The organism is Lutibacter flavus (assembly GCF_900188355.1).
GTDB classification, from domain to species: Bacteria; Bacteroidota; Bacteroidia; order Flavobacteriales; family Flavobacteriaceae; genus Lutibacter; species Lutibacter flavus.
Genome location: NZ_FZNX01000001.1, coordinates 703,808 through 725,627, shown reverse-complemented (window position 1 = coordinate 725,627; position 21,820 = coordinate 703,808). Strand labels below are relative to the sequence as shown.

At 29.7% G+C, this 21,820-nt stretch carries 30 protein-coding genes; 28 read left to right on the top strand and 2 right to left on the bottom strand.

Going from position 1 to position 21,820, the window contains the following annotated elements:
* The first annotated feature begins 190 nt into the window (after positions 1 to 190).
* The 13 genes from CHB63_RS17095 (at position 191) to CHB63_RS03110 (ending at position 9,243) form a co-directional block, all read left to right on the top strand.
* The gene (locus tag CHB63_RS17095) at positions 191 to 361 is read left to right on the top strand and encodes a hypothetical protein (protein WP_176420229.1); all 171 of its coding nucleotides are present in this window, start codon (positions 191 to 193) and stop codon (positions 359 to 361) included.
* Positions 361 to 1,113, top strand: coding sequence for a hypothetical protein (locus CHB63_RS03165; protein WP_089376970.1), 753 nt, complete (start codon positions 361 to 363; stop codon positions 1,111 to 1,113). The genes CHB63_RS17095 and CHB63_RS03165 overlap by 1 nt, the downstream gene beginning before the upstream one ends.
* A gap of 142 nt (positions 1,114 to 1,255) precedes the next feature.
* Positions 1,256 to 1,483 carry a DUF7660 family protein gene (locus CHB63_RS03160; protein WP_089376969.1) on the top strand — a complete coding sequence of 76 codons (228 nt, stop codon included), beginning with the start codon at positions 1,256 to 1,258 and terminating at the stop codon, positions 1,481 to 1,483.
* On the top strand, positions 1,476 to 1,838 hold the full coding sequence (locus CHB63_RS03155) for a hypothetical protein (protein ID WP_089376968.1): 363 nt from the start codon (positions 1,476 to 1,478) through the stop codon (positions 1,836 to 1,838). Before CHB63_RS03160 ends, CHB63_RS03155 begins: the two co-directional genes overlap by 8 nt.
* 172 nt (positions 1,839 to 2,010) lie before the next feature.
* A complete protein-coding gene (locus CHB63_RS03150) occupies positions 2,011 to 2,904 on the top strand; it encodes a carboxypeptidase-like regulatory domain-containing protein (protein WP_089376967.1) in 894 nt (297 codons plus the stop codon).
* A 215-nt stretch (positions 2,905 to 3,119) separates the two neighbouring features.
* Positions 3,120 to 3,668: a hypothetical protein gene (locus tag CHB63_RS03145; protein ID WP_141107256.1), complete on the top strand. Its 549-nt coding sequence runs from the start codon at positions 3,120 to 3,122 to the stop codon at positions 3,666 to 3,668.
* A gap of 194 nt (positions 3,669 to 3,862) precedes the next feature.
* Positions 3,863 to 4,084: a hypothetical protein gene (locus CHB63_RS03140; RefSeq protein ID WP_089376965.1), complete on the top strand. Its 222-nt coding sequence runs from the start codon at positions 3,863 to 3,865 to the stop codon at positions 4,082 to 4,084.
* Positions 4,085 to 4,093: 9 nt separating this feature from the next.
* Entirely contained in the window at positions 4,094 to 4,408 is a 315-nt protein-coding gene (locus CHB63_RS03135) for a hypothetical protein (RefSeq protein ID WP_089376964.1), read from the top strand.
* 172 nt (positions 4,409 to 4,580) lie between these two features.
* A complete protein-coding gene (locus tag CHB63_RS03130) occupies positions 4,581 to 5,177 on the top strand; it encodes a hypothetical protein (protein WP_089376963.1) in 597 nt (198 codons plus the stop codon).
* A gap of 159 nt (positions 5,178 to 5,336) precedes the next feature.
* Positions 5,337 to 6,092 (top strand): pentapeptide repeat-containing protein, encoded by a 756-nt coding sequence (locus tag CHB63_RS03125; RefSeq protein WP_141107255.1) that lies wholly within the window; start codon positions 5,337 to 5,339, stop codon positions 6,090 to 6,092.
* 160 nt (positions 6,093 to 6,252) lie between these two features.
* The gene (locus tag CHB63_RS03120) at positions 6,253 to 6,666 is read left to right on the top strand and encodes a hypothetical protein (RefSeq protein WP_141107254.1); all 414 of its coding nucleotides are present in this window, start codon (positions 6,253 to 6,255) and stop codon (positions 6,664 to 6,666) included.
* 1,234 nt (positions 6,667 to 7,900) lie between these two features.
* A complete protein-coding gene (locus tag CHB63_RS03115) occupies positions 7,901 to 8,689 on the top strand; it encodes a hypothetical protein (protein ID WP_089376960.1) in 789 nt (262 codons plus the stop codon).
* A gap of 158 nt (positions 8,690 to 8,847) precedes the next feature.
* Complete coding sequence (locus tag CHB63_RS03110; protein ID WP_089376959.1) at positions 8,848 to 9,243, top strand: lysozyme inhibitor LprI family protein; 396 nt, start codon at positions 8,848 to 8,850, stop codon at positions 9,241 to 9,243.
* A gap of 132 nt (positions 9,244 to 9,375) precedes the next feature.
* Here the strand turns inward: CHB63_RS03110 and CHB63_RS03105 are convergent, their stop codons facing one another.
* Positions 9,376 to 9,660 (bottom strand): hypothetical protein, encoded by a 285-nt coding sequence (locus CHB63_RS03105; protein ID WP_089376958.1) that lies wholly within the window; start codon positions 9,658 to 9,660, stop codon positions 9,376 to 9,378.
* A gap of 167 nt (positions 9,661 to 9,827) precedes the next feature.
* On the opposite strand from CHB63_RS03105, the gene CHB63_RS03100 reads away from it, so the two are divergent.
* From CHB63_RS03100 to CHB63_RS03025, 15 genes are all read left to right on the top strand, one after another.
* A complete protein-coding gene (locus CHB63_RS03100; RefSeq protein ID WP_089376957.1) occupies positions 9,828 to 10,319 on the top strand; it encodes a hypothetical protein in 492 nt (163 codons plus the stop codon).
* Between the two features lie 176 nt (positions 10,320 to 10,495).
* Positions 10,496 to 10,867, top strand: a complete 372-nt coding sequence (locus tag CHB63_RS03095; RefSeq protein WP_089376956.1) for a hypothetical protein — start codon at positions 10,496 to 10,498, stop codon at positions 10,865 to 10,867.
* Between the two features lie 31 nt (positions 10,868 to 10,898).
* Positions 10,899 to 11,432, top strand: coding sequence for a hypothetical protein (locus CHB63_RS03090; RefSeq protein ID WP_141107252.1), 534 nt, complete (start codon positions 10,899 to 10,901; stop codon positions 11,430 to 11,432).
* Between the two features lie 200 nt (positions 11,433 to 11,632).
* Positions 11,633 to 12,073, top strand: coding sequence for a hypothetical protein (locus tag CHB63_RS03085; protein ID WP_217898394.1), 441 nt, complete (start codon positions 11,633 to 11,635; stop codon positions 12,071 to 12,073).
* A 165-nt stretch (positions 12,074 to 12,238) separates the two neighbouring features.
* Entirely contained in the window at positions 12,239 to 12,874 is a 636-nt protein-coding gene (locus tag CHB63_RS03080) for a transglutaminase-like domain-containing protein (protein ID WP_089376953.1), read from the top strand.
* Between the two features lie 223 nt (positions 12,875 to 13,097).
* On the top strand, positions 13,098 to 13,607 hold the full coding sequence (locus tag CHB63_RS03075; RefSeq protein WP_089376952.1) for an RNA polymerase sigma factor: 510 nt from the start codon (positions 13,098 to 13,100) through the stop codon (positions 13,605 to 13,607).
* A 4-nt stretch (positions 13,608 to 13,611) separates the two neighbouring features.
* Positions 13,612 to 13,902: a hypothetical protein gene (locus CHB63_RS03070; RefSeq protein ID WP_089376951.1), complete on the top strand. Its 291-nt coding sequence runs from the start codon at positions 13,612 to 13,614 to the stop codon at positions 13,900 to 13,902.
* Positions 13,903 to 14,102: 200 nt separating this feature from the next.
* Positions 14,103 to 14,816 carry a CPBP family intramembrane glutamic endopeptidase gene (locus CHB63_RS03065; RefSeq protein ID WP_089376950.1) on the top strand — a complete coding sequence of 238 codons (714 nt, stop codon included), beginning with the start codon at positions 14,103 to 14,105 and terminating at the stop codon, positions 14,814 to 14,816.
* A gap of 455 nt (positions 14,817 to 15,271) precedes the next feature.
* A complete protein-coding gene (locus CHB63_RS03060) occupies positions 15,272 to 16,192 on the top strand; it encodes a carbon-nitrogen hydrolase family protein (RefSeq protein ID WP_089376949.1) in 921 nt (306 codons plus the stop codon).
* Positions 16,193 to 16,210: 18 nt separating this feature from the next.
* A complete protein-coding gene (gene cysK, locus CHB63_RS03055; RefSeq protein ID WP_089376948.1) occupies positions 16,211 to 17,131 on the top strand; it encodes a cysteine synthase A in 921 nt (306 codons plus the stop codon).
* A gap of 357 nt (positions 17,132 to 17,488) precedes the next feature.
* Positions 17,489 to 18,538: a DUF6090 family protein gene (locus tag CHB63_RS03050; protein WP_089376947.1), complete on the top strand. Its 1,050-nt coding sequence runs from the start codon at positions 17,489 to 17,491 to the stop codon at positions 18,536 to 18,538.
* 271 nt (positions 18,539 to 18,809) lie between these two features.
* Positions 18,810 to 19,892, top strand: coding sequence for a Fic family protein (locus CHB63_RS03040; protein ID WP_089376945.1), 1,083 nt, complete (start codon positions 18,810 to 18,812; stop codon positions 19,890 to 19,892).
* A gap of 240 nt (positions 19,893 to 20,132) precedes the next feature.
* Complete coding sequence (locus CHB63_RS03035) at positions 20,133 to 20,324, top strand: hypothetical protein (RefSeq protein WP_141107251.1); 192 nt, start codon at positions 20,133 to 20,135, stop codon at positions 20,322 to 20,324.
* Complete coding sequence (locus CHB63_RS03030) at positions 20,315 to 20,935, top strand: alpha/beta fold hydrolase (protein ID WP_089376943.1); 621 nt, start codon at positions 20,315 to 20,317, stop codon at positions 20,933 to 20,935. Before CHB63_RS03035 ends, CHB63_RS03030 begins: the two co-directional genes overlap by 10 nt.
* Positions 20,936 to 21,022: 87 nt before the next feature.
* Positions 21,023 to 21,226 (top strand): DUF3703 domain-containing protein, encoded by a 204-nt coding sequence (locus tag CHB63_RS03025; protein WP_089376942.1) that lies wholly within the window; start codon positions 21,023 to 21,025, stop codon positions 21,224 to 21,226.
* 172 nt (positions 21,227 to 21,398) lie between these two features.
* On the opposite strand, the gene CHB63_RS03020 is transcribed toward CHB63_RS03025, so the two are convergent.
* Positions 21,399 to 21,674, bottom strand: a complete 276-nt coding sequence (locus CHB63_RS03020; protein ID WP_217898393.1) for a winged helix-turn-helix transcriptional regulator — start codon at positions 21,672 to 21,674, stop codon at positions 21,399 to 21,401.
* Positions 21,675 to 21,820 lie beyond the last annotated feature (146 nt).

Here is a 21,820-nt window from a genome sequence, read left to right as displayed (position 1 = left end):
AAAAACTAAATTTAAACATCGAAAAATTGTGGTTTAAAACCTGCAACTTTTCATATTCAAACCCGTTACCCACAATTACGAAATGTAGTGGTTTTTTATAAATAATATTAATTAATCTCAAAAAAAACTATTAAATTCGCCTTTCGGAAAGATATTTGATGTATATTTAGACAAAGTATAATAGTTAATTATGGCAAAAGCATCTAAAAATAGAAACATAGATTCAGGAGTTAGAGGAACCTTTTCTGGTAGATTGTATATTGATAAATCAATATTTTTTAAGAGAAAAGACGTTCAGAAAGCTATAGAAAGTTTAAAGAATTCAGATGTTATTAAAAAGCATTTGGAAACTGCAAGCTAATGCCTTACAATTTATTATTACTTCCTATTTGTGCAGGATATATAATTTTAGTTTATTCTGTATTATTCAAATATAATATTCAAAGATTTCATCAACGTAGACTACTTTTTGAATCAATAATAATTGCGATTCTGATTATCTTAATTTCTTTTTTTATTAGATCAATTATTGAATTATTATTTCCTCAACTTATTCCTTCAATAGTAAGTTTCCTTAAAATAATACCTTTTCAAAAGCCTGATTATTTTTGGACAGTATTTGTTGGTACACTCTCATCTATCATTTTAGTTTTTATTTCAAATAAGTGCATATATCGAAAATATGGAAAAATTGACCCGATTATTTGGGCAATAAGAAAAAACGGTGATGAATTAGAAAAATTGTTTGAAAGATCTTCAGATGAAGGAAAACTTATGCAAATAACACTTAAAAACAATAAAGTTTATATTGGTTTTTGTGAGATAATTCCAGAACCTCAAAAGACAAACTATATGGTTATTTCTCCAATTTTGAGTGGATATAGAAAAGAACCATCTAAAAAAGTAAAAATAACAACTAATTACTTAGAAATAGTTAATTATTATATTGAAAATTTAGACGATGACTCTACTTCAGTTGAACTTAACACTGACGTAACTATTAAGCAAGATGAAATTCTAACTGCAGGAATTTATGACCAAGAAATTTTTGATATGTTTAACGGAAGTCTTCCTCCTCCTAATGATTCAACAACTGTGGGTAACACCGTATAACCAAAATGGCTAAATAGGGTAAAATAGAATAATTCTAAACCTTAATTTTAATAAATTTATCAAACGAAAAATTGTTATAACTAAAACGCAACTTTAGTTATACAAACCCGTTGTGCGTCATTTAAGCCAAACCGAAAGAACAATGACAAGAATAGAATTTATTGAATTTTTAAAGGAATTTAAAACTGATTTTGACCAAAACAAAGAGAATTGGGAAAACGTAAATCTTTCTGATTTTTTAGAAAGTATGATTGCTTATACAGAAGATATTCAAGGTTTTTATGACAATATGGGAATGAATATAAATGCGGATAATCCGACTTGGGAAAATTTCAGTCATATATTAAAAGGTGCATCAATTTATGAGTAAAATTATTGATTTCTATAAGAAACTAACTGACGGAAAAAAAAGTGCATTAATTGGAGGAATTCTGATATTAATATTCGGAATTATATTTTCTATTTATAGACATAGCAGAATTGAAAAACTTGAATCGAATTTTATCTGGACAGAAGGAACAATAACTGAAATAAAACTTAATGTTTCAAAAGGAACAACACAAATGGAAGATATTTTCTTGTTCGAATTTAAACATAATGGAAAAAAAATTATAAAGTCACGGACAACTTATAAACCTGAATTATTGAAAGTTGGACAAAAATTTAAAATAAAAGTTCATCCAGAAGATTCTGATTTATTGGAAATTGAATTGAACGGAACATAAACTGAATAAAAAAACGAACGCACAACACCGTGTATAATTAATGGCTGGTGCAAGCCTACTTACGAAAATCCTCGCGGATTTTCTATTCGGTTTTTATTTGCTAAATTAGGTGCTTAACCACGCCACTAATCATACACAAACACGTTGTACTGCATTTAAAAAAACCTTCAGAATGAATTTCAAAATAAGGCTAATAATCTTTCTGTTTCCATTTTTAGGCTTAGCGCAAATTGAAATTAACGGTATTGTTATTGAAAAAAAATATAAGGAACCTTATCCTGGAGTTTCGATTATTGAGAAAGGAACAAAAAATGGAACTCAGACAGATTTTGACGGACGATTTTCACTAATTGTTTCCGAGAAGAATTCAACTATCATAGTTTCAAGTGTTGGAATTCGTACACAAGAAATAGAGTTGAAAGGAGAAAAGGATTTAAATATTATGATAAGAGAAGACTGTAGTCGAGATTGGTTTGACCATCAAAAAATCGGATTTAATATTGTAAGCGGTGTAATTAATAACCCAATTGGAGGTCAAATCAATTTGAGTTTTCCAGTAATCTTTGGACAACCAACATTAAAAAGCGGTGTTAGTTATCAGACGGATTTAAAAGAAAACCGATTTTTAAATGCTAATCTAGGTGTAGAACATCTTTTTGTAAGCTGTGATTTTGATACAGACATTAATGCTTATTATCGGAACTTAGACTTTAATAACCGAATAGAATTAGCAGCTTATTCAATAGAGACGAGCCTAAATTTTAATCGAATTAGAGCAATTGTTGGGATAAGCAGTATTGACTTCACAAATTCAATGGAAACACTAAATGTAAAAAGTGTTGGGCCAACTTTGGGTATTGGTTCTTGGATAGGAAAACCATTCTTCTTGTCTTTTTCTGCAAAGGCTTCACTTTACGATAATCTAACGGAATACCAAGCGGAGATAAAAAAAGAGTATAAAAACTTTTATGGTTTTACACGATTCTATAAAGTTCAAGATTTTGAAGAATTAAGTATAGGAGTTGGAATTCAATTTACGTACCTTTTCAAAAGTCAACGGAGATAAAAACGCAGTACAACACAACCTATAAACAATACGGGCTTCGGGCTTAGTCGCAGGGTTTGCGTATTTTTATGAAGTCCGCAAAATCTTTGGGATTTTGCTTTTTAGCGGGACAAAGAAAAAAGAAAACCAAAAGATTTCGCTATGTGCGTGGCGGAAAGCAAACGCTAGTTTGCTCCCGTACTGTTCATAGCTAAACCGTTGCCAGTAATTTGAGAATGACGAAATCAGAAACGAAATTATTAGTCGGAATTGGAATTCTGATTTTGCTAATCGATATTTTACTTATGAAATATTGGGTTGGTAATATTAAACCTGACCCATTTATGTCTGTCGGAGTTGAATCGCACAGACTTGAAATATTTGGAGTGAATATTCTGATTGGAATTATTGTTTTCTTCATTAAAAAAAGACTTTCGATTTTATTCTTTTTTAACACAATAGTCTGTTATTGGATATTCTCATTTTTCTGGAATTCCTATTTGGAAAATAATCCTTACTCGCAAACTAGATATGATTTTAAAATTGAGAACAGAAATATTCAATTAAGAATTTCCGAAAACCCAAACACATATGGGATTTATGAATTAAACCCAAATCCTTTGGATTCCCTGAAAATAATTGAAATGGGAATGAATGAAAAAAGAGGAGATAGTATTGTGTTGAAATGGTGGAATGGGGAAATCCAAGAAATGTACTTTTATGATGACAAGTTAATCGGATTACCTGAAAGCCCGAATCCAATTGAACTGAACAAAAAGGAATGAAAAACTACTGGCAACACCGTGTATAATTCATTGCTGGTACTCGCCTACTTGGAAATTCCTTCGGAATTTCCTCTGGTTGGTTTTTGTTTACTAATTTAGTTGCTGAAATACGCAACGAAATCATACACAAACACGTTGCCTTTAATTGCGGATTAAAACACTTCCGAAAAATATTATTTAAAAAATAAAAAGATATGAAAACAGAAATTCCAGACATTGAAGTATTATTTCCAAATGAGGATTCAGCAAAATCAAGAAAACTGATTTTAGAAAATGAATCAGAATATTTACAAATTAGTGCTTTTGATAACGAGAGTAAAGAAGATTGTGTTTTAGTATTTAATGAAAATCAATTAACACTTTTGAGAGACCAAATCAATGTTTTTTTAAAGAATAAATTATTAGATAAAATTTAGATTTAAAAGATGTTAGGTGTAGGTTCAGCAGCTCAAGCAATGATAAATTCTCTCAAAAATAATTCGAGAGTAAAGAATAGAACGAGATACTTTGACAAAAAAAGATTAAACTCGAAATTGGGTAATTCGAGAAAAAATATATTACTTGATAAAAAAGCATCGCCAGAATTACTTGAAGAAATAAAAACCCAAATGATTGCGGAAAACAGAAAAGCCAAAATTAAAAATTGGATTATAACTTTATTGAGTATTACATTTACGATTTTGATTATTATTTTTATTTACACAAAGTATATTGATGATTTAAGAAAATTTATAGGTTGATAAAAAAGCAACTAAAAGGCAACAATGTATAAAATTTATGCTAAAATTTAAACTAAATACAAACCGACACACATTTAACAATCGATTTGCTACAACCGAAAAATCTCCGATTTTTAAGTCGCACAAATCTTAATACTAAACCGTTGGCTGTAATAACACGAAAAAGATAAAAATGACACCAAAACAAGTAGAAAGAATAAAGAATAAAATCACGAAAATAAAACGTGCACTTTCTGCTGATAAAAAACGTTGGGGAGGATATTATGATGATAGTCGAGGACTTCGCTATTTACCACCAGAATTATATTTGAAAATAAACGATTATTCAGGAGCTTTAAGATATTACAACTGGTTCGAAAAAAACTTTCCAGATGACTGCGGATTTCCAATTTTTCTGTTTGAATGGACAATTACCCTTTTTAAAACTAAACGGATTAAACAAGCCGAGAAAAAGGCTATGGAGACATTTTACTCTAACACGTATTTGATTGACAGATTTTTAAACAAAGAATTGCTTGACTTTGATAAATCTGAGAATTCAAATTGGGAATATTCGAGTTTAGCTGAACAATTGATTTATTCAAAAGACCAAAACGAGTTAATCGATTTTGCTGACTGGTTAGAGAATTTTATTACTACTGAAAAATTTTATGCTTTTGCCAATAAATTCATCGAAATTGAAAGTGTTTTAAAAACAGAACCGATTGGAGAGAAAAGAACAAAACTTGTTAAAGAAAAATATAAACTGATAGAAAATATTAACGATTAAAAACTACAGCCAACACCTCATATAATTTATGCTTACATTCAAACTAACATTAACGACAAACATTCAACTAACGATTTGCTACCACCGAAAAATCTCCGATTTTCCAGTCGCACAAATCATATAAAAACTCGTTGTGTGTAAGTTAAAAATGATTAAATCTTGAATTTAAAGAAAACATATACAAAGATTTCAGATTCTAAAATAAATCTTATGATTGCATTGTCAATTTTAGGATTAATAATAGTTTTAGTTCTTGATTTTTTCGATGAAAAATACTCTTATCACGATATTCTGGTTGAATTTCACGGACTAATTTTTGACCTTTTAATATTCGGTATATTATTGACAATTTACGAGACTATAAAAAGTAAGAACGATAATATTACAAGATATAAAGAAGAAATTAATGATTATAAGTTTTGGGAGAATGAAGAAGCGATGTTCAGAACAAGAGGATTAATTAAAAGACTTTATGATTTAAATGCTAAAAATATTGATTTATCTCATTGTTATTTAGCTTCAGACAATTCTTTTTCAACTTATGATAATATGAAAAATTGGAAATTTTCAGGTGCAAACTTAAGCAACACAATGTTTATGATGAGTACTCTTGAAAATGCACAATTTTATTCGACAAATTTAAAAGAAGCCACTTTTGTACAAGTAAATTTGACTAATTGTAGTTTTTGTTCAGCAATTTTGTATAAAACAAATTTCGAAAAATGTATATTCACTAATGTTGACATTTCAAATTCTGTAGTTTATGAGAAAAACTGGTTCGAACTACTTGAATCAAAAGAGAATATTGGCATATCATTATTAAAAGAACAGTTTGAGTTAAAACCCAATTTGATCAATGATATTGAGGTATATAGAATAATTCGTAAAACTAAACCTACACACAACAACTCATAAAATTTATGCTTAAATTTGAACTAACACAAACGACAAACATTCAACAAACGATTTGCTACGGCAGAAAAATCTCCGATTTTCCAATCGCACAAATCTTATAAAAACTCGTTGGCTAACATTTAAGAAAAAAAACAGCTAGAATAAAGAATGAGACATTATAATGGACAATAGTATAATCGGAATTGGAATTGCACTAGGAGTAAGTTTCTTTATTCTTTACACTCGAAAAAAGAAATGGATGAATCCAAAAATTACTTGGTTGATTTGTATTGGATTATTTTCAATTGGTCTTTATGGACTAAACATTACTAAACCCGAATTCAAGAATGATAGGATTATGTTTTTAGGATTTTTAGCACCAATAATTTATTGGGTTTTTGACCGAGTTTTTAAGAAAATTAGTTTTATGATTCATAACAGAGACTTTATTCTTTACTTAAGATATTCTGATGAGATTAATGATTCTTTCGGAGCAAAAAACCCGCAAGTAAAAATGTCTGACAAATTATTTTCATTTGGACTTTTAATAATAATTGTTGCGATTTTATTTATCGGAATTGGAATAATAAAATAAAAAACGTTAGCCAACACCTCATATAATTTATGCTTACATTTAAACTAACACAAACGACAAACATTCAACTAACGATTTGCTACAACCGAAAAATCTCCGATTTTCCAGTCGCACAAATCATATAAAATCACGTTGCTTGTAACAGCGGATTTCACTTCTGAAATCCACATTTTAGTCATTTAAGATTAAAATAGTTAGTCTGACAGAGGCGTGAAAAAATTATTAATGAGGGAAAATTCTGATCACTCTTCTACTCTATCAAACAGAAACTAAATTGGAATAAATTGAGAATTAAGCAAAAGATAAATTGAAACGCAAATATTCATTGTAGCGGAATGATTTTTAGCACAACAACTGAATTACTATATGAAACGTGAAAATTGAGCAAAACAGCAGATTTAAGCATTGAAATCGGAAAACTAACTGAGTAGTAAGATGAAACTCGATTAGATTTTAAGATTAATTAAACTAAAAGATAAATTTAAGATATAAGAAACATCACAGATTGAATATTGCAACGGTCTGATTTTTGAGCACCAAAACGCAAAGCTGCTACAAGCAACAATGTTTAACCAAAATTGGCAATTCCCACTAAATAGAATGTTTCTTAATTCTAATTTTATTATTTTTATAATCGAAAAATTGCGATAACCAAAGCCATCTTTGGTTACACTAAACCGTTGTATTTAACGGCGGATTTCAGGTCTGAAATCCACAATTTTAGTTTTTTAAGTAAAAAAAGTTAAACTGACTGACACACGAGCCGAATGAAATTAAAAATTGAATCGGTTTGATTTTAGAAATAAATAGGAAAATGAAATTTGAAACGTGAAAAGCTCAATGAAACGGAATGATTTTAGCACAACGGCGGAATTACAAACTGAAACGCAAAAAGTTGAGCATAACAACCGATTTAAGCATTGAAACCGAAAAACTTATTGGAACACAAAATGAAAAAATTGAAACCTAAAAAGTTTTTAAGAAAAGTTAAAACAAAAATGTCAAATTCCAGATTTTGAAAATTATATCGGATTTGAAAATTGCAACGGAATTATTTTTTAAAATTATTATGTAAAGCCGCTAAAATACAACCATGCATATAAAAAATTGCTAAATTCAACAAAATTGAAAGTTTATTAATTTAAAAAAAACTAAATTTAAACATCGGAAAATTGCGCTTTCAAAATCGCAACTTTTCATATTCTAACACGTTAGGCAACATAAAAAAAAAACTATGAAAAAGATATTAGTAATTCTTCTTTTAATTTCACCTATTATTTCTATTAGTCAAAGGGGACCGTTAACAAAAAGAATTGAACAATTGGAAAATGATATAAAGAAAACAAATAAAACTCAAGACAGTATTCTTATAGAATTAAATAAGAAATCTTCAGAGTTAACGAGAACAACTAATACAAAAGAAACTTTAGAAAAAGAGTTACTATTTTATCGAGCGAAAGAAGATTACTTTATTTCTGCACTAAATAGACAAGAATCGAGATTTGCTGTTATTTTAACGAGTATTTTAGCAATTTTAGCATTACTTTCTTTTGGTGTTTTAAGGTATGAATTGGCTAAAATTAAAGGTTTTACAAAGAAGAAAATTAGTGAACAGACTTTAAAAATTATAGAACATAAGGATAAGCTAAAAGGTATTGACACTAATTTAAATTTAGCACTCGGAAACATCAATATGTCGATTGGAGCACATTTTAAACAAAATAATGATTTAATAAATTCATTAAAATATTATTTAATTGGTGCAAAGCATCTCGGAGAATGGAAATTATCAAAAAATTTAATCGAAAAAAAGAAAGATCCATTAAGATTAACGATTAATAATTTAATTGCGGCAAAACAACTACTTGACAATATTATTATTGATAATAGCCTTACTGAAGATGTCAATAAACAAATTAAAAAATTGAATAAACTCCTTGATAATTATTCGATATTTGAGAATCAAGAGATTATTCATTTAATTGCTCAAATTAGGGTCGATTTAAATAATTATATAAAATAACGTTGCCTAACACCTCATAAAATTTATGCTTAAATTTGAACTAGTACGAACCAACAAACATTTCAACAAACCGATTTGCTACCACCGAAAAATCTCCGATTTCTCAGTCGCACAAATCTTATAAAATCCCGTTGGCAACAAGCAGAAAAATAACACAAATGAAAAAGATTTTAATAATATTTATTCTGATTTCATCACAACAGATTATTTCTCAAACTCAAGGAGAAATGAATGAAAAAGCTAAAATTGATTATGTCAAAACTGATAACAAATTAAACTCAATTTATAATCAAATTTTGACAGAATATAATTCCGATTTGTTGTTTATTCAAAACCTGAAAAAAGCTCAACGAATTTGGGTCGATTTCAGAGATGCAGAAGTTGAAATGAAATATCCCTCGATTGACAAATCTGAATATGGAAGCATATTTCCAATGTGCAAATGGATGTACTTGACAAACCTAACTGAGAATAGGATAAAAAAATTGAACGAGTGGATTATAGGAATTGAAGAAGGAGATGTTTGCAAAGGTTCGAATAAACAGAATGATTAAAAGCCAGTTGCCAACAACTCATAAAATTTATGCTTAAATTTGAACTAGAACAAACGACAAACATTCAATAAACGATTTGCTACGTCCGAAAAATCTCCGATTTTCCAGTCGCACAAATCTTATAAAAGCCCGTTACCTGCAATTTAAAATAACAGGCTCTTTTTTAGGTTCGTGATTTTCTAATATGTCATCTGCTATACTAAACATCATTAATTGCTTTGGATCATCACCGTAATTGGTGTTACTATCTCCATCGTCAGTATAATTATACCATTCTCTATAATACTCATTGGCCGTATCTTCACATTTCGGACACCAATTACAGCCCATACTTATAGCTGTCTTAGGTGCTTCATTATCTCTATTTACTTCGTGGCTTATCCCACAGTCGCAATTAATTTTTATTTTTGTTTTCATAATGTTATTTTAAAAAGTTTACTTCGTCAGGTAACTATATATAAAATTAAGCAGTTAAACTACTAATGTGTTCAAGTTCATTTATTAACTAAGTAAACTTTACAAGAGTTATTGCTATTACTTAGAAACTGCCTAATCTTATATTGTTCAGTTAGCAGCAAGAAGAAATGAAAAAATCTATCATAATATTAATTGGACTTTTATATTTAGGAGTTTGTCGAGGACAATCTGAATATGTGATTTTATCAAAACAATCAACGTTAGACGAACTTATTTTGACTTATAAAGTTCTACCTAAAAATGCTAAAAAGACTGAATTATCGGATGAGGAATTTAAACTTGTCGGAAAAAAAACACAAGAGTATATTGAGATTTATAATACTCAAGTAAATGAGGGATTCAAAAAACGAGGAGAAAAGAAAAAATATGCTAAAATGTATCGAATAATGAAACTCACGAATTATAAAATTCAATACGTTCCATATTTAAATCAAAAAGGAGAAAAAGAAATCTGGATAAACCGATTTTGTGATGATTTCAACTCGGATTGGAGAAAAGAAATCATTTCAGTATTTGATGGAGGAAATTGTTATTTTACGATTAGATTAAATCTATCATCTGGAGAATGTTTATCAATCGGAACAAATGGATATGCATAAAGCCGGCTGCTAACAACTTATAAAATTTATGCTTAAATTCGAACTAATATTAACGACAAACATTCAACAAACGATTTGCTACGTCCGAAAAATCTCCGATTTTCCAGTCGCACAAATCTTATAAAAGCCCGTTGGCATTAATATCAACGGAACGTAAAAAGTGAACAATTTGATTAATGAAATATAGCATTCCAGATAAAAGAGAATTGACAAAATCCGAAATTGAATTTCTGACCTATCTGTTTGGAAAAGAAAAATCGGAATGGACTAATTCAATCGGAAATCTGAAAGTTATTGCGAGATGTGGTTGCGGAAAATGTCCGACTATAATATTTGGAAAAACATTTGACTCGGAAGTTCAAAACGGGAATTTAATAATAGATTACGCTGGAAAAGGCAAAAACGGAGAATTGATTGGAATATCTGTATTCGGAACTGACCTAATGCCGACTGAATTGGAATTTTACTCAATAGACGGAGAATTTGAAATTACAGAAATGCCGACAATTGAAACTCTGAAACCTATAACGGAAAATCTAACTGAATAAAAATACTATTGCCAACACAGTATATAAAAAATTGCTAGTTTTAGCTAAACCAATGTTAGTTGCTCGTTTGCTTGCTTCTGATTTACCTTCGGAAAATCATCGCCCACAAACACGCAACTTTCCATATACATCAACGTTGTGTGTAATGCGACAAAAAATGAGAAAATATTTAAATTTGAGTTCGATTATTATAATCCTGATGACTTTTTTAAGTTGTCAGAATAAAATTGATTTGAATGAGGTTATTAATCAAGATTCACCATTTATTCTAACTCAACGAATTCAAAAAGTGGAATCGGAATATTCTGATTTTAAAATTGATACTCTTAAAATTAACTCTGAGAAATGGAAAGATTTTATCACCTTTATGACAAACAATAAAGATAATTGGAAATCAACACCAGCATCTTACAACTCGGACTTTAATATTACCCAAAATGAGTTTAGATTGTTAGGATGGAAAGATGGAAAATCAGTTGTAATGAGTTACAAAGATAAGAATGGAAAAATACGACAATTGACAAAAGAAATTAATAATGGAGAAATCGATTTCTTGACTAACTGAGAATAAAAAGCACAACACACAACAACTCATAAAATTTATGCTCACATTTAAACTAAATAACGAACCGACAAACATTCAACTAACGATTTGCTACGGCAGAAAAATCTCCGATTTTCCAGTCGCACAAATCTTATAAAATCCCGTTGTGTGTAATTCGAACAGATGCAAAACATAAAATGAAAAAGATTAAACTAACCACTATGATTTTATTATTTTCCCTATTTGGTTTATTCGGTCAGAATAAAAAAAAATCAGAAATTAATTTGAAAAACTTTGAACTTAAAAGCGGACAAATTTGGAAATACAATACTCGAAAAGGAGAAGAAAAATCAAGAATAATAATTTTGAGAGTTGAGAAATATGACAAAGGAGAAATCGTAGTTCATATTGCAGTAAAAGGATTGAAAATCGAAAATTCTCAAAAAGAAAGCGGAATTTCAGAGGAAATTGGTCATTTACCTTTTTCAAATGAATCGATTATCAAAAGCTTGACAGAATTAGAAAGTTCTAATAATGATTTGCCTGATTATTTGGATGGTTATAATGAGTGGAAAAAAGCGTTTGACAGTGGAAAAGGCGGAATGTTTACGATAAGCATAAATGAGGCAGTAGATTTTGTTGAACAAAGTATGAATCAATAACTACACACAACACCTCATAAAATTTATGCTTACATTTAAGGTAAATTACGAACCGACAAACATTCAACAAACGATTTGCTACGTCCGAAAAATCTCCGATTTTCCAGTCGCACAAATCTTATAAAAACACGTTAGCCACAAACTAGAAATTCGTCTTAATTACAAATGAAGTATTTAGAATCAACATATTATTTTGACATTGAAAATGAATTAGTTCAGAATCTGATATCTGAATTTAAAACTAATAGACTATCTGATAAAGAAAAGACAATTGGAATTTATACTAAAGTAAGAGACGATTGGAAATATGACCCTTACAGCATAAGCCTTTCAAAGGAAAAGTACAAGTCGAGCCACATTGCTGAAAAACAGTCGGGTAATTGTGTGGAAAAATCTATAATATTAATTGCCTGCCTTCGTGCTTTAGGAATTCCTGCAAGACTACACTTGGGAAAAGTAAAGAATCATATAGCTGTCGAAAGATTAACTGAAAAATTTGGTTCAAATGAATTGACACCACACGGAATGGTTAACGTCTATCTCGATAAAAAATGGTTGAAAATGTCACCTGCATTTAACAAATCTTTATGTGAGAAATTGAATGTAGAACCATTGGATTTTGACGGAGAAAACAATTCATTTTTACAACAATATAATAGTGAGGGAAGTCGATTTATGGAATATGTAGATGATTATGGATATTTTGACGATGTGCCTCTAGAATTTATGATTAAAAATATAAAAGAACATTATCCAAATATTTTTGACACGAATGAAAAAATAACGGAATTTAAACTATAAAAAAGTCAGTGGCTAACAATGGCTATAAGTAATTGCTTGTTCTCGCTTACTTTGGAAATTCCTGCGGAATTTCCAACTCGGTGTGTACTTGCAAAATTAAGTGCTAACCCACGCAACTACTCATAGCCTAGACCGTTGCCAGTAATTTAAGAAAATCCGTAAATAAATTCAAAAATCTGTCATATTTCGAAAACTCTTGTCACTAAATAAGTAGAGAATAATAATGAAAGATAAAAAACCAATGACAGAAACATTTGAACAGCTACTTGAGAATAATAAAGAGAAAATTTATAGAATTTGTAAAATCTACGCAGTTTCCCCTTTAGAACCTCAAGACCTTTTCCAAGAAGTAATTTTTGCAATTTGGAAATCTCTTTCAACTTTTAAAGGCAATTCGAGTATTGGCACTTGGATTTACAGAATTACACTAAATGTCTGTCTTCGCTCAAAACAAAAATTAGAGAAAACTTATAAGAAGACACTTCAATTAGAATCTATTCAATTCATTCCTGTCGAAATTCCTATTGAGAATAATCAGCAAGAAAAGTATAATGCTTTGACTTCTTGTATCTCAAAATTAAACAATGAAAATAAATCAATCATTATCCTTTATTTAGAAGAATTGAAGTATAAAGAAATTGCTGAAATAACCGGATTAACAGAAAATCATATTGCAGTAAAAATGAAAAGAATTAAAAAAATCCTATTGGATTGTATAACGAATAAAATATAATATTATGTGGAATAGTGAACAGAAAAATATTTGGCAAGACATAAAAAATACATGGAATGAACAGCCTCAATCCGAAAAAATTAATATTCAAGTATCACAGCTCATAAATGAGTTTAAAAGTAAAGTAAGTCAATTCGAGAAAGATTCGATTAATTCAGACATAGCTACTTTGAAATTAAACTGGGCTAAAACGAAAAGAAATAACGTCAGCCAATTTGAAAAAGATTCAATAAAAAAGGACATCAATATTATTTCGGAATTTATAAAGAAAGTAATTAATAGATTTAAGAGATAAAAACTACTGGCAACAACTCATAAAATTTATGCTTACATTTAAACTAAATAACAAACCGACAAACATTCAACTAACGATTTGCTACGGCGGAAAAATCTCCGATTTTTACGTCGCACAAATCTTATAAAATCACGTTGGCGTGCATTAGAAAAAAGGACATAACTCTTGAAAAATAACAATCTAATTAGGACAGAAAAAGTATGATAGATAATACGAAATCAAAAACTGAATTAGAAGGAAAAAATAACTACAAAGGATTTTTATTTGATTTGGTTATTTATATCTCTATAATGTTTTTGATTAGAGAAATTTATATTCCAAAAGTAGGATTTATAGCAAATGGACTTTTTTGGTCATTCACGACCTTGATTGTAGCTACTTGGAGAATGAAAGTCAGAAGTGTGACTTGGAAAGAACTAGGCTTACGAAAACCTGATAATTTATGGAAAACGTTAGGGATTGCGGCTTTAATTCTTGCAACTACAATGATTTCGCTAATAGCATTTAATATTTTTAAAGACCATTTACCATTTTCTATGGCATCAGACACATCATCGGAAAGTGCTGTTTCTAAATTTGGAGACTTAAAAGGAAATTGGTCACACTTTTTTTTAATAATCCCTTTCATTTTACTTCAATCAATGTTAGAAGAATTATTGGATAGAGGTTTTTTAATAAATTGGATTGAAAGATTATTTTCTAAGACCTATTTCGCAACTGTTATTGCTGTGATATTACAAGCAGCAATATTTGGGTTTAGACATTCTAATGATTTTTCAGAAAGGTCAATTACAGTTGGTATTATTGGTTTAATTATGGGAATAGCATATGTGAAGTTTGGACGAAATTTATGGCCATTAATTATTGCTCATTGTGTACTTAATGCTGGTTCTATGATTGGGAGAGTACTTTAATGAAAAACAGAAACAAATAACGACACGCCAACAATGGGTATAATTTATTGCTATTTCGTGCAAGTCCGACAATCGTTTTGTACATTTAACCTAATTTCTTGTCCGAAAATCCTAGCGGATTTTCTCGCAACAAATCATAACCCTAAACCGTTAGCCTTCATTAAAATCAACCACTGATCAATGTTAAAGTTCTTTAGAAAAATTTAGCTTTGTGCTATACAGAAAAGTAAGCATCTTTCTAAAAAATAAAATTGACCGATTTTAGACTATATTTAAGTTGATTTCAATAATGTAAAGCAAAGAAAGGTAACACCTCAAAAAAATTATACTTACATTTAAACTAAATACTAACTGATTAACATTCAACAAACGATTTGTTACAAGGGTAAAATCTTCAATTTTCCAATCGAACAAATCTTATAAAAACTCGTTATAGCTAATTAAAAATAATTTAAATGACTAAAAATATAAAGGTAGCATCCGCACAACTTTCACCAATATTCCTGAACAAAGAAAAAACTGTTCAAAAAGCCTGTGAAGCGATATTAGAAGCAGGAGAAAATGGAGCTAACTTAATTGTCTTTCCAGAGGCTTTTATCTCTGGATACCCAGATTGGGTATGGCTAATTCCGAATAGTAAAGGAACTGATTTAAATGAACTTTATTTAAAACTTGTTGAAAATGCTGTTTCTGTTCCAGATAGTAGCACCAGTAAACTTTGTAAAGCTGCAAAAAAAGCAAATATCAATGTTGTAATTGGTATGAGCGAGAAAAATTCTGAAACCAGTAGCGCAAGTTTATTTAATAGCTTACTTTTTATAGATGATAAAGGTAATATTCTAGGTAAACATAGGAAGTTAATTCCAACTGGAGGTGAACGTCTAATTTGGTCGCAAGGCGCTGGTAGTACTCTATGTTCTTATAACACTTCAGCTGGAAAAATAGCAGGATTGATTTGTTGGGAAAACTTTATGCCATTAGCAAGAAATGCAATCTACGAATTTGGAACTCAAATACTAGCATCTCCAACTTGGGACAAAAGTCCAAACTGGATACAATCTATGCAAAATATAGCTAGAGAAGGTGGATTATTTGTAATAAGTGCTTGTATGTCCTTAAAAATGGATGACATTCCTGATGAATATGAGTTTAAAAAACTTTACCCGGAAGGAAGAGAGTGGATTAATGTTGGGAATAGCTCTATAATTGGTCCAAATGGACAATTATTAGCAGGTCCGCTTGAGGCAGAAGAGGGTATTTTATATGCAGATATTGATCTTAAACAAATCATAAAAGCTAAACGAATGTTTGATGTCGTTGGACACTATTCGAGGCCTGATGTATTTACATTCAATGTGAAAAATAACATAGAATAAATTAAATATAAAAACAATATGAAAATCAATAACATTTTAGAAAGCATTGGTAACACACCAGTTGTACGATTGGCTAAATTATTTCCAAATACAAATGTTTGGATGAAACTTGAAAAAGCTAACCCAGGAGGAAGCATTAAAGACAGAATTGCATTGTCTATGATTGAGGATGCTGAAAAAAGAAATATTTTAACTCAAGACACAGAAATTATTGAGCCCACTTCTGGAAATACTGGTATTGGTTTAGCAATGGTTGCCGCAGTGAAAAACTACAAACTTACTCTTGTAATGCCTGAATCAATGTCTGTTGAAAGAAGGTCTTTAATGGCCGCTTACGGTGCTAATCTTGTACTAACTCCAAAAGAATTAGGCTTAGGAGGTACCATTGCAAAAGCTAATGAATTAGTGGCAAGTAATAAAAATGCGTGGATGCCTTCACAATTCACAAACCAAGCAAACCCAGAAATACATCGTAAAACAACAGCTTTAGAAATTGCTAATGATTTTCCTGAAGGTTTAGATTATTTAATTACTGGAGTTGGTACTGGCGGTCATATTACTGGTATTTCTGAGGGTTTAAAGGAAACCTTTTCAAATTTAAAGGTCATAGCAGTAGAACCCAATGATTCTGCAATAATCTCTGGAGGAGAACCAGGACCTCACCCAATACAAGGTATTGGACCAGGTTTTTTTCCTGAAGTGTTCAATAAAAATTCAATTGATGGCGTCATTAAAATAACAAAAGAGGAAGCATTTTCAGAAGTTCAAAATTTAGCAAAAATCGAAGGCATTTTGGTAGGTATTTCTACCGGAGCATCTTTGGCTGCGGTTAGAAAACAATTACAAACTATAAATTCAAAAAAAACTATATTAACTATAAATTATGACACTGGCGAGCGCTATCTTTCTATTGAAGACCTATTTTTAAAGTATTATTAATCCTGATATTATATTTTAAATAAATTTCAAACAAGCTATAATTTTTGAATAAAATCGCGCACGTTATTTGAAACAAACGTGGAATAAAATAGAAGAACGTACTGCCCAAATAAAAGTTGAAATAGATTCAGAAATGAAAAGGCAATACTTAGTTTGCACTAATCGTTTTCAATTTCGCGGAATTATAAAAAATAACGAAAGGCTAACACCTCATAAAATTTATGCTTACTTTTAAACTAAATAACGAACAGACAAACATTCAACAATCGATTTGCTACAACCGAAAAATCTCCGATTTTCCAGTCGCACAAATCTTATAAAATCCCGTTGTGCTTCATTATCACAAACCGCTAACCAATGATTAAATTCTTTAGAAAAATTAGACAAAACTTACTTTCGGAAGGCAAAAATGGAAAGTATTTAAAATATGCTATAGGCGAAATTATTTTGGTAGTTATTGGTATAGTAATCGCTTTACAGATTAACAACAGTAATGAATTAAGAAAAGAGAAAAATGAAGAAGCATTAATTCTTTCAGACCTCAAAGAAGATTTTATTGCAACACGTTTAAATTTTATTGAAACTATAAAAAATCAAGAAAGAGTGATATTGCGTTCTCGAGATTTAATAGATGCTATTGAGACTCAAGATTATTCAATTCATCCTGATACGATTAGAGAATATATTCGCACAGGTGCCTTTTCTCATCATCGAGAGGAGGCTGTTATGGGAAGCTACGACGCGATTATTGGTTCAGGAAAAACTTCAATCATTAAAAATAAGGAATTGCTTAATGTTTTAGCAAACTTCTCTTCACAATACAAAGCTGGTTTTGAAGATGAATCTAAATCTGATAATCTTTTAAATTTAATGATGACCGCTTCCAAAGATTTTTATTCTGCTTTAAGTAATTATGGTTTGAGGAATACTATTGCTCTTAAAAAGGATTACACTTTGAAAGAAAAAGAAATAGCAGTCAAGAATCTTTATGCCAATGAATCATTTTTAGCTTACTTACTTCAAAAAACGAGATGGGAAACCATAAGAGTTATATACCAAAAGAATCTACTCAAATCTTTGAATAAGGTCTTATACCAATTTAATTTTAATGAACTAACACCTGAAAAAGAATTAATCAGAAGATATTCTGGAATTTACACTTATAAAACTATAGAACCTAATATTAAAAGTTGGAATAATATAACAATTAGTTATGCTAATGAATCTCTATATCTTATTAGGCCTGATGGTAGAGAAGATGAACTTGTTCAATTCAATGATTCTCTTTTCTACGTTATTAACTGGAATTTAATGTTAGATTTTAGTAGTACTGATAGTTCCACACACAAGCTTTTGATCCAATTTATTGATAGAGATCCAGTAGGATATGAAAAGGTTGAAAACTAACGAAAGCACAACAATGACTATAAGTAATTGCTTGTTCTCGCCTACTTTGGAAATTCCTGCGGAATTTCCAACTTGGTGTGTACTTGCAAGGTTAAGTGCTAACCCACGCAACTACTCATAGCCGAGACCGTTAGCCAAAATAATGTCACTAAAAAATGGTATGATAAGTAAACTGAAATATTTTATCATTTCACAAAGTAATGATAAGAAAAATCGATTATCTTATCATAATGATTTATATTTGTAAAGAAAATTAATATTTCTATACATAATGGAATCTGAAAGATTAAAAAAATTACCTCTAAAACAAGATATTGAGACAAAAAAAGTTCTTAAAAAATTAGCTAAAGCTCATAGAGCTTTAGCTGAATTAAAAGGAATTGTTTCAAGTATTCCGAATGAAAATATTTTAATCAACACTTTAGGTCTTCAAGAGGCTAAAGATAGTTCTGCTGTTGAGAATATAATAACAACTCACGATGATATATTTAAAGCTGAGTTAAATTTTGATGGTTTCAAATCATTAAATGCTAAAGAAGTTCAAAACTATATTTCTGCATTAAAAAAAGGATTTGGGTTAATTAAGAAAAATAAAATACTAACAAATAATGATATAATTGAAATACAATCAGAATTAGAGAAAAATAATGCTGGATTCAGAAAAGTTCCAGGAACAGCTTTGAAAAATGCAACAACCGGAGAAACTGTATACACTCCTCCTCAAGAATATAATACAATCCTAGATTTAATGACAAATCTAGAAAAATACATTAACGATGAACATATGTCTGAATTTGACATATTAGTTAAAATGGCAATAATTCACTTTCAATTTGAAAGTATTCATCCTTTTTATGATGGAAACGGAAGAACTGGAAGAATAATTAATGTTCTATATTTAGTAATGAACGATTTATTAAATTTACCTGTTCTATACTTAAGTCGTTACATTATTGAACACAAAGCAGATTATTATAACCTTTTACAAGAAGTTAGAGAAACTGACAATTGGGAAAATTGGATTTTATATATGTTAGATAGTGTAGAGCAAATATCTAAAGAGACAATTGTATTAATTGGAAAAATTAGAGATTTAATATATGAATATAAAAATTTACTAAGAAACAATTACAAATTTTATAGTCAAGATTTATTGAATAATTTATTTAAACATCCATATACAAAAATTGAGTTCATTGAGAACGATTTAGATGTTTCGAGAATTACAGCATCCAAATATCTAAATCAATTAGCTAAAGATAATGTACTAAAAAAAGAAAAATTAGGAACTGGAAATTATTATATCAACGAAAAACTGATAAAAATACTAACTCTGACCCGTCCTGAAATATAGCTACAAAAAATGCAATTAATTTATACAACAAAATAAGATTACACTTATCTTTAAACTATAAAACACCTAATATGGTATATAAATTAACAGCTTAATTATTAATTTTAACTGTAGCCATATTTCAGGACGAGACACTTAAATAAATTATTTATAAACTTAAAATTTATTATGCGTGCTAATTCTCCTATTTTCAAATCTGCAAAGGCTGAAGCCAGGTTTTATAAGGTTTATGATGCTGCAATGAAACTCTGGCCGATACCATGTGTGGAAATTGATATTCCAACATCCTACGGCAATACTCATATTATTATAAGTGGACCTAAAGATGCGCCACCATTAATGCTATTCCATTGTGCTCTAATGACTTCAGCAATATGGTCACCTATTATTGAAGAATTAAGTCAAGATCATCTACATACGCAGTGGATGTAATAGGAGATGTTGGTAAAACTATACCGAGTAATCCGCCAAAAACGGAAAAGGATTTAGCAAATTGGATTGTCGAATTATTTGAGTATTTCGGTATCCAGAGTGCCAAAGTGTTGGGTTGGTCATTTGGAGGATTTGTTGCTGCTAATTTTGCGATTCATGAACCTGAAAGAGTTGAAAAACTAGGACTTCTAGCTCCATATATGACTTTCGTGAAAGGAGGTGTTGGTTTTCTACTTGGTTTTCTACCGTTATTAATACCCTCAAAATTTACAGTACGTATTTTCGAAAAAGCACTTTGTTATAAAACAAACTTTAACTGTATTCAACATTCACATATTTTGTATGAAAGATTCAGAAGTGCCAAAATGATAATGAAAGTTCCTCCTCGTGTATTTACAAATGAAGAATTACAAAAACTTGTAATGCCTGTATTATTATTAATAGGTGAGCAAGAATTTCTTTATAATTCAAGACGTGCTATTGAAAGAGCCCGCAAAATATTATACAATTGTGATGCAAAACTTATTAAAGAGTGTAATCATGCAGTTGTATCAGATCAACCTGAATATGTACGTACTCGAATATTAGATTTTTTTAATAGTCAGATTTAAAATGGATACGTTATTAAAAGTATTCATATAACACAGAATATACTGCATTTGGTAGATATAGTTAAGAGTTAATTCGTGCATTGGAAAATGTTACAATTCGGAATTAAAATCAAATGCGGAAAAGAAATTATCGGACAAATTTCACGTCTGATTTTTGGAGGTGTAAAATCGTTCGTTGGAAAAATTCTAATTGGAAATCCTGGAAGAGCGAATGTTCCACCTTTAAAACCATTTCCGATTGAAAAAGAATTACAAGATATTTTTGCGAAAGCCAGAATAAATTTAGCCTGAAAATTAAAAACGTAGGGTAACTACGTGTAAAAAATTGCTCAATTCAGTAAAATATAATGTTTCTAAAACAAAAAAATATTAATTTAAACATCTGAAAAGTGCGTTTTCAAACCCGCTACTTTTCATGCTCTAACCCTTGGTTACCTACAAGTTTGAAATCGAGTCACTTCAATTAATTCTGACAATCTTCAGAACCCCATTTATCCAAACTTCTTAAAATATTCTCAAGTGATTTCCCTCTAGTGGTTAATCTGTATTCCACTTTAGGTGGGACTACAGGATAAACTTTTCTAGAAATAAGTCCATCTTTTTCTAAATCTCTTACCGTTTGTGTAAACATTTTATTTGAAATCCCTAAAATTTTCTTTTGTAATATTCCTGAACGCAAACCGCCTTCTAATAAATGAAATAGAATTAAAGGTTTCCATTTTGTCCCTATTAAATTCATAGTATAATTTAATGGGCAACTATCTTTTTTATTCAAAATTATAACTTTATATTATTGATTATCATTATTTTACTCGTTTTAGTAACTATACTACTTTTTGGTAAGTTATTGCCGATTAGGCAAATATAGATTAATTTTACAATCTA

What these genes read in the sequence shown, in the direction of transcription:
- CHB63_RS03075 (WP_089376952.1), top strand. Translation starts at nt 13,098, where the DNA reads ATGAAAGATAAAAAACCAATGACAGAAACATTTGAACAGCTACTTGAG.
- CHB63_RS03160 (WP_089376969.1), top strand. Translation starts at nt 1,256, where the DNA reads ATGACAAGAATAGAATTTATTGAATTTTTAAAGGAATTTAAAACTGAT.
- CHB63_RS03035 (WP_141107251.1), top strand. Translation starts at nt 20,133, where the DNA reads ATGAAACTCTGGCCGATACCATGTGTGGAAATTGATATTCCAACATCC.
- CHB63_RS03050 (WP_089376947.1), top strand. Translation starts at nt 17,489, where the DNA reads ATGATTAAATTCTTTAGAAAAATTAGACAAAACTTACTTTCGGAAGGC.
- CHB63_RS03105 (WP_089376958.1), bottom strand. Translation starts at nt 9,660, where the DNA reads ATGAAAACAAAAATAAAAATTAATTGCGACTGTGGGATAAGCCACGAA.
- CHB63_RS03095 (WP_089376956.1), top strand. Translation starts at nt 10,496, where the DNA reads ATGAAATATAGCATTCCAGATAAAAGAGAATTGACAAAATCCGAAATT.
- CHB63_RS03155 (WP_089376968.1), top strand. Translation starts at nt 1,476, where the DNA reads ATGAGTAAAATTATTGATTTCTATAAGAAACTAACTGACGGAAAAAAA.
- CHB63_RS03070 (WP_089376951.1), top strand. Translation starts at nt 13,612, where the DNA reads ATGTGGAATAGTGAACAGAAAAATATTTGGCAAGACATAAAAAATACA.
- CHB63_RS03120 (WP_141107254.1), top strand. Translation starts at nt 6,253, where the DNA reads ATGGACAATAGTATAATCGGAATTGGAATTGCACTAGGAGTAAGTTTC.
- CHB63_RS17095 (WP_176420229.1), top strand. Translation starts at nt 191, where the DNA reads ATGGCAAAAGCATCTAAAAATAGAAACATAGATTCAGGAGTTAGAGGA.
- CHB63_RS03145 (WP_141107256.1), top strand. Translation starts at nt 3,120, where the DNA reads ATGACGAAATCAGAAACGAAATTATTAGTCGGAATTGGAATTCTGATT.
- CHB63_RS03065 (WP_089376950.1), top strand. Translation starts at nt 14,103, where the DNA reads ATGATAGATAATACGAAATCAAAAACTGAATTAGAAGGAAAAAATAAC.
- CHB63_RS03080 (WP_089376953.1), top strand. Translation starts at nt 12,239, where the DNA reads ATGAAGTATTTAGAATCAACATATTATTTTGACATTGAAAATGAATTA.
- CHB63_RS03130 (WP_089376963.1), top strand. Translation starts at nt 4,581, where the DNA reads ATGACACCAAAACAAGTAGAAAGAATAAAGAATAAAATCACGAAAATA.
- CHB63_RS03110 (WP_089376959.1), top strand. Translation starts at nt 8,848, where the DNA reads ATGAAAAAGATTTTAATAATATTTATTCTGATTTCATCACAACAGATT.
- CHB63_RS03135 (WP_089376964.1), top strand. Translation starts at nt 4,094, where the DNA reads ATGTTAGGTGTAGGTTCAGCAGCTCAAGCAATGATAAATTCTCTCAAA.
- CHB63_RS03085 (WP_217898394.1), top strand. Translation starts at nt 11,633, where the DNA reads ATGATTTTATTATTTTCCCTATTTGGTTTATTCGGTCAGAATAAAAAA.
- CHB63_RS03150 (WP_089376967.1), top strand. Translation starts at nt 2,011, where the DNA reads ATGAATTTCAAAATAAGGCTAATAATCTTTCTGTTTCCATTTTTAGGC.
- CHB63_RS03165 (WP_089376970.1), top strand. Translation starts at nt 361, where the DNA reads ATGCCTTACAATTTATTATTACTTCCTATTTGTGCAGGATATATAATT.
- cysK (WP_089376948.1), top strand. Translation starts at nt 16,211, where the DNA reads ATGAAAATCAATAACATTTTAGAAAGCATTGGTAACACACCAGTTGTA.
- CHB63_RS03025 (WP_089376942.1), top strand. Translation starts at nt 21,023, where the DNA reads ATGTTACAATTCGGAATTAAAATCAAATGCGGAAAAGAAATTATCGGA.
- CHB63_RS03140 (WP_089376965.1), top strand. Translation starts at nt 3,863, where the DNA reads ATGAAAACAGAAATTCCAGACATTGAAGTATTATTTCCAAATGAGGAT.
- CHB63_RS03115 (WP_089376960.1), top strand. Translation starts at nt 7,901, where the DNA reads ATGAAAAAGATATTAGTAATTCTTCTTTTAATTTCACCTATTATTTCT.
- CHB63_RS03020 (WP_217898393.1), bottom strand. Translation starts at nt 21,674, where the DNA reads ATGAATTTAATAGGGACAAAATGGAAACCTTTAATTCTATTTCATTTA.
- CHB63_RS03040 (WP_089376945.1), top strand. Translation starts at nt 18,810, where the DNA reads ATGGAATCTGAAAGATTAAAAAAATTACCTCTAAAACAAGATATTGAG.
- CHB63_RS03100 (WP_089376957.1), top strand. Translation starts at nt 9,828, where the DNA reads ATGAAAAAATCTATCATAATATTAATTGGACTTTTATATTTAGGAGTT.
- CHB63_RS03060 (WP_089376949.1), top strand. Translation starts at nt 15,272, where the DNA reads ATGACTAAAAATATAAAGGTAGCATCCGCACAACTTTCACCAATATTC.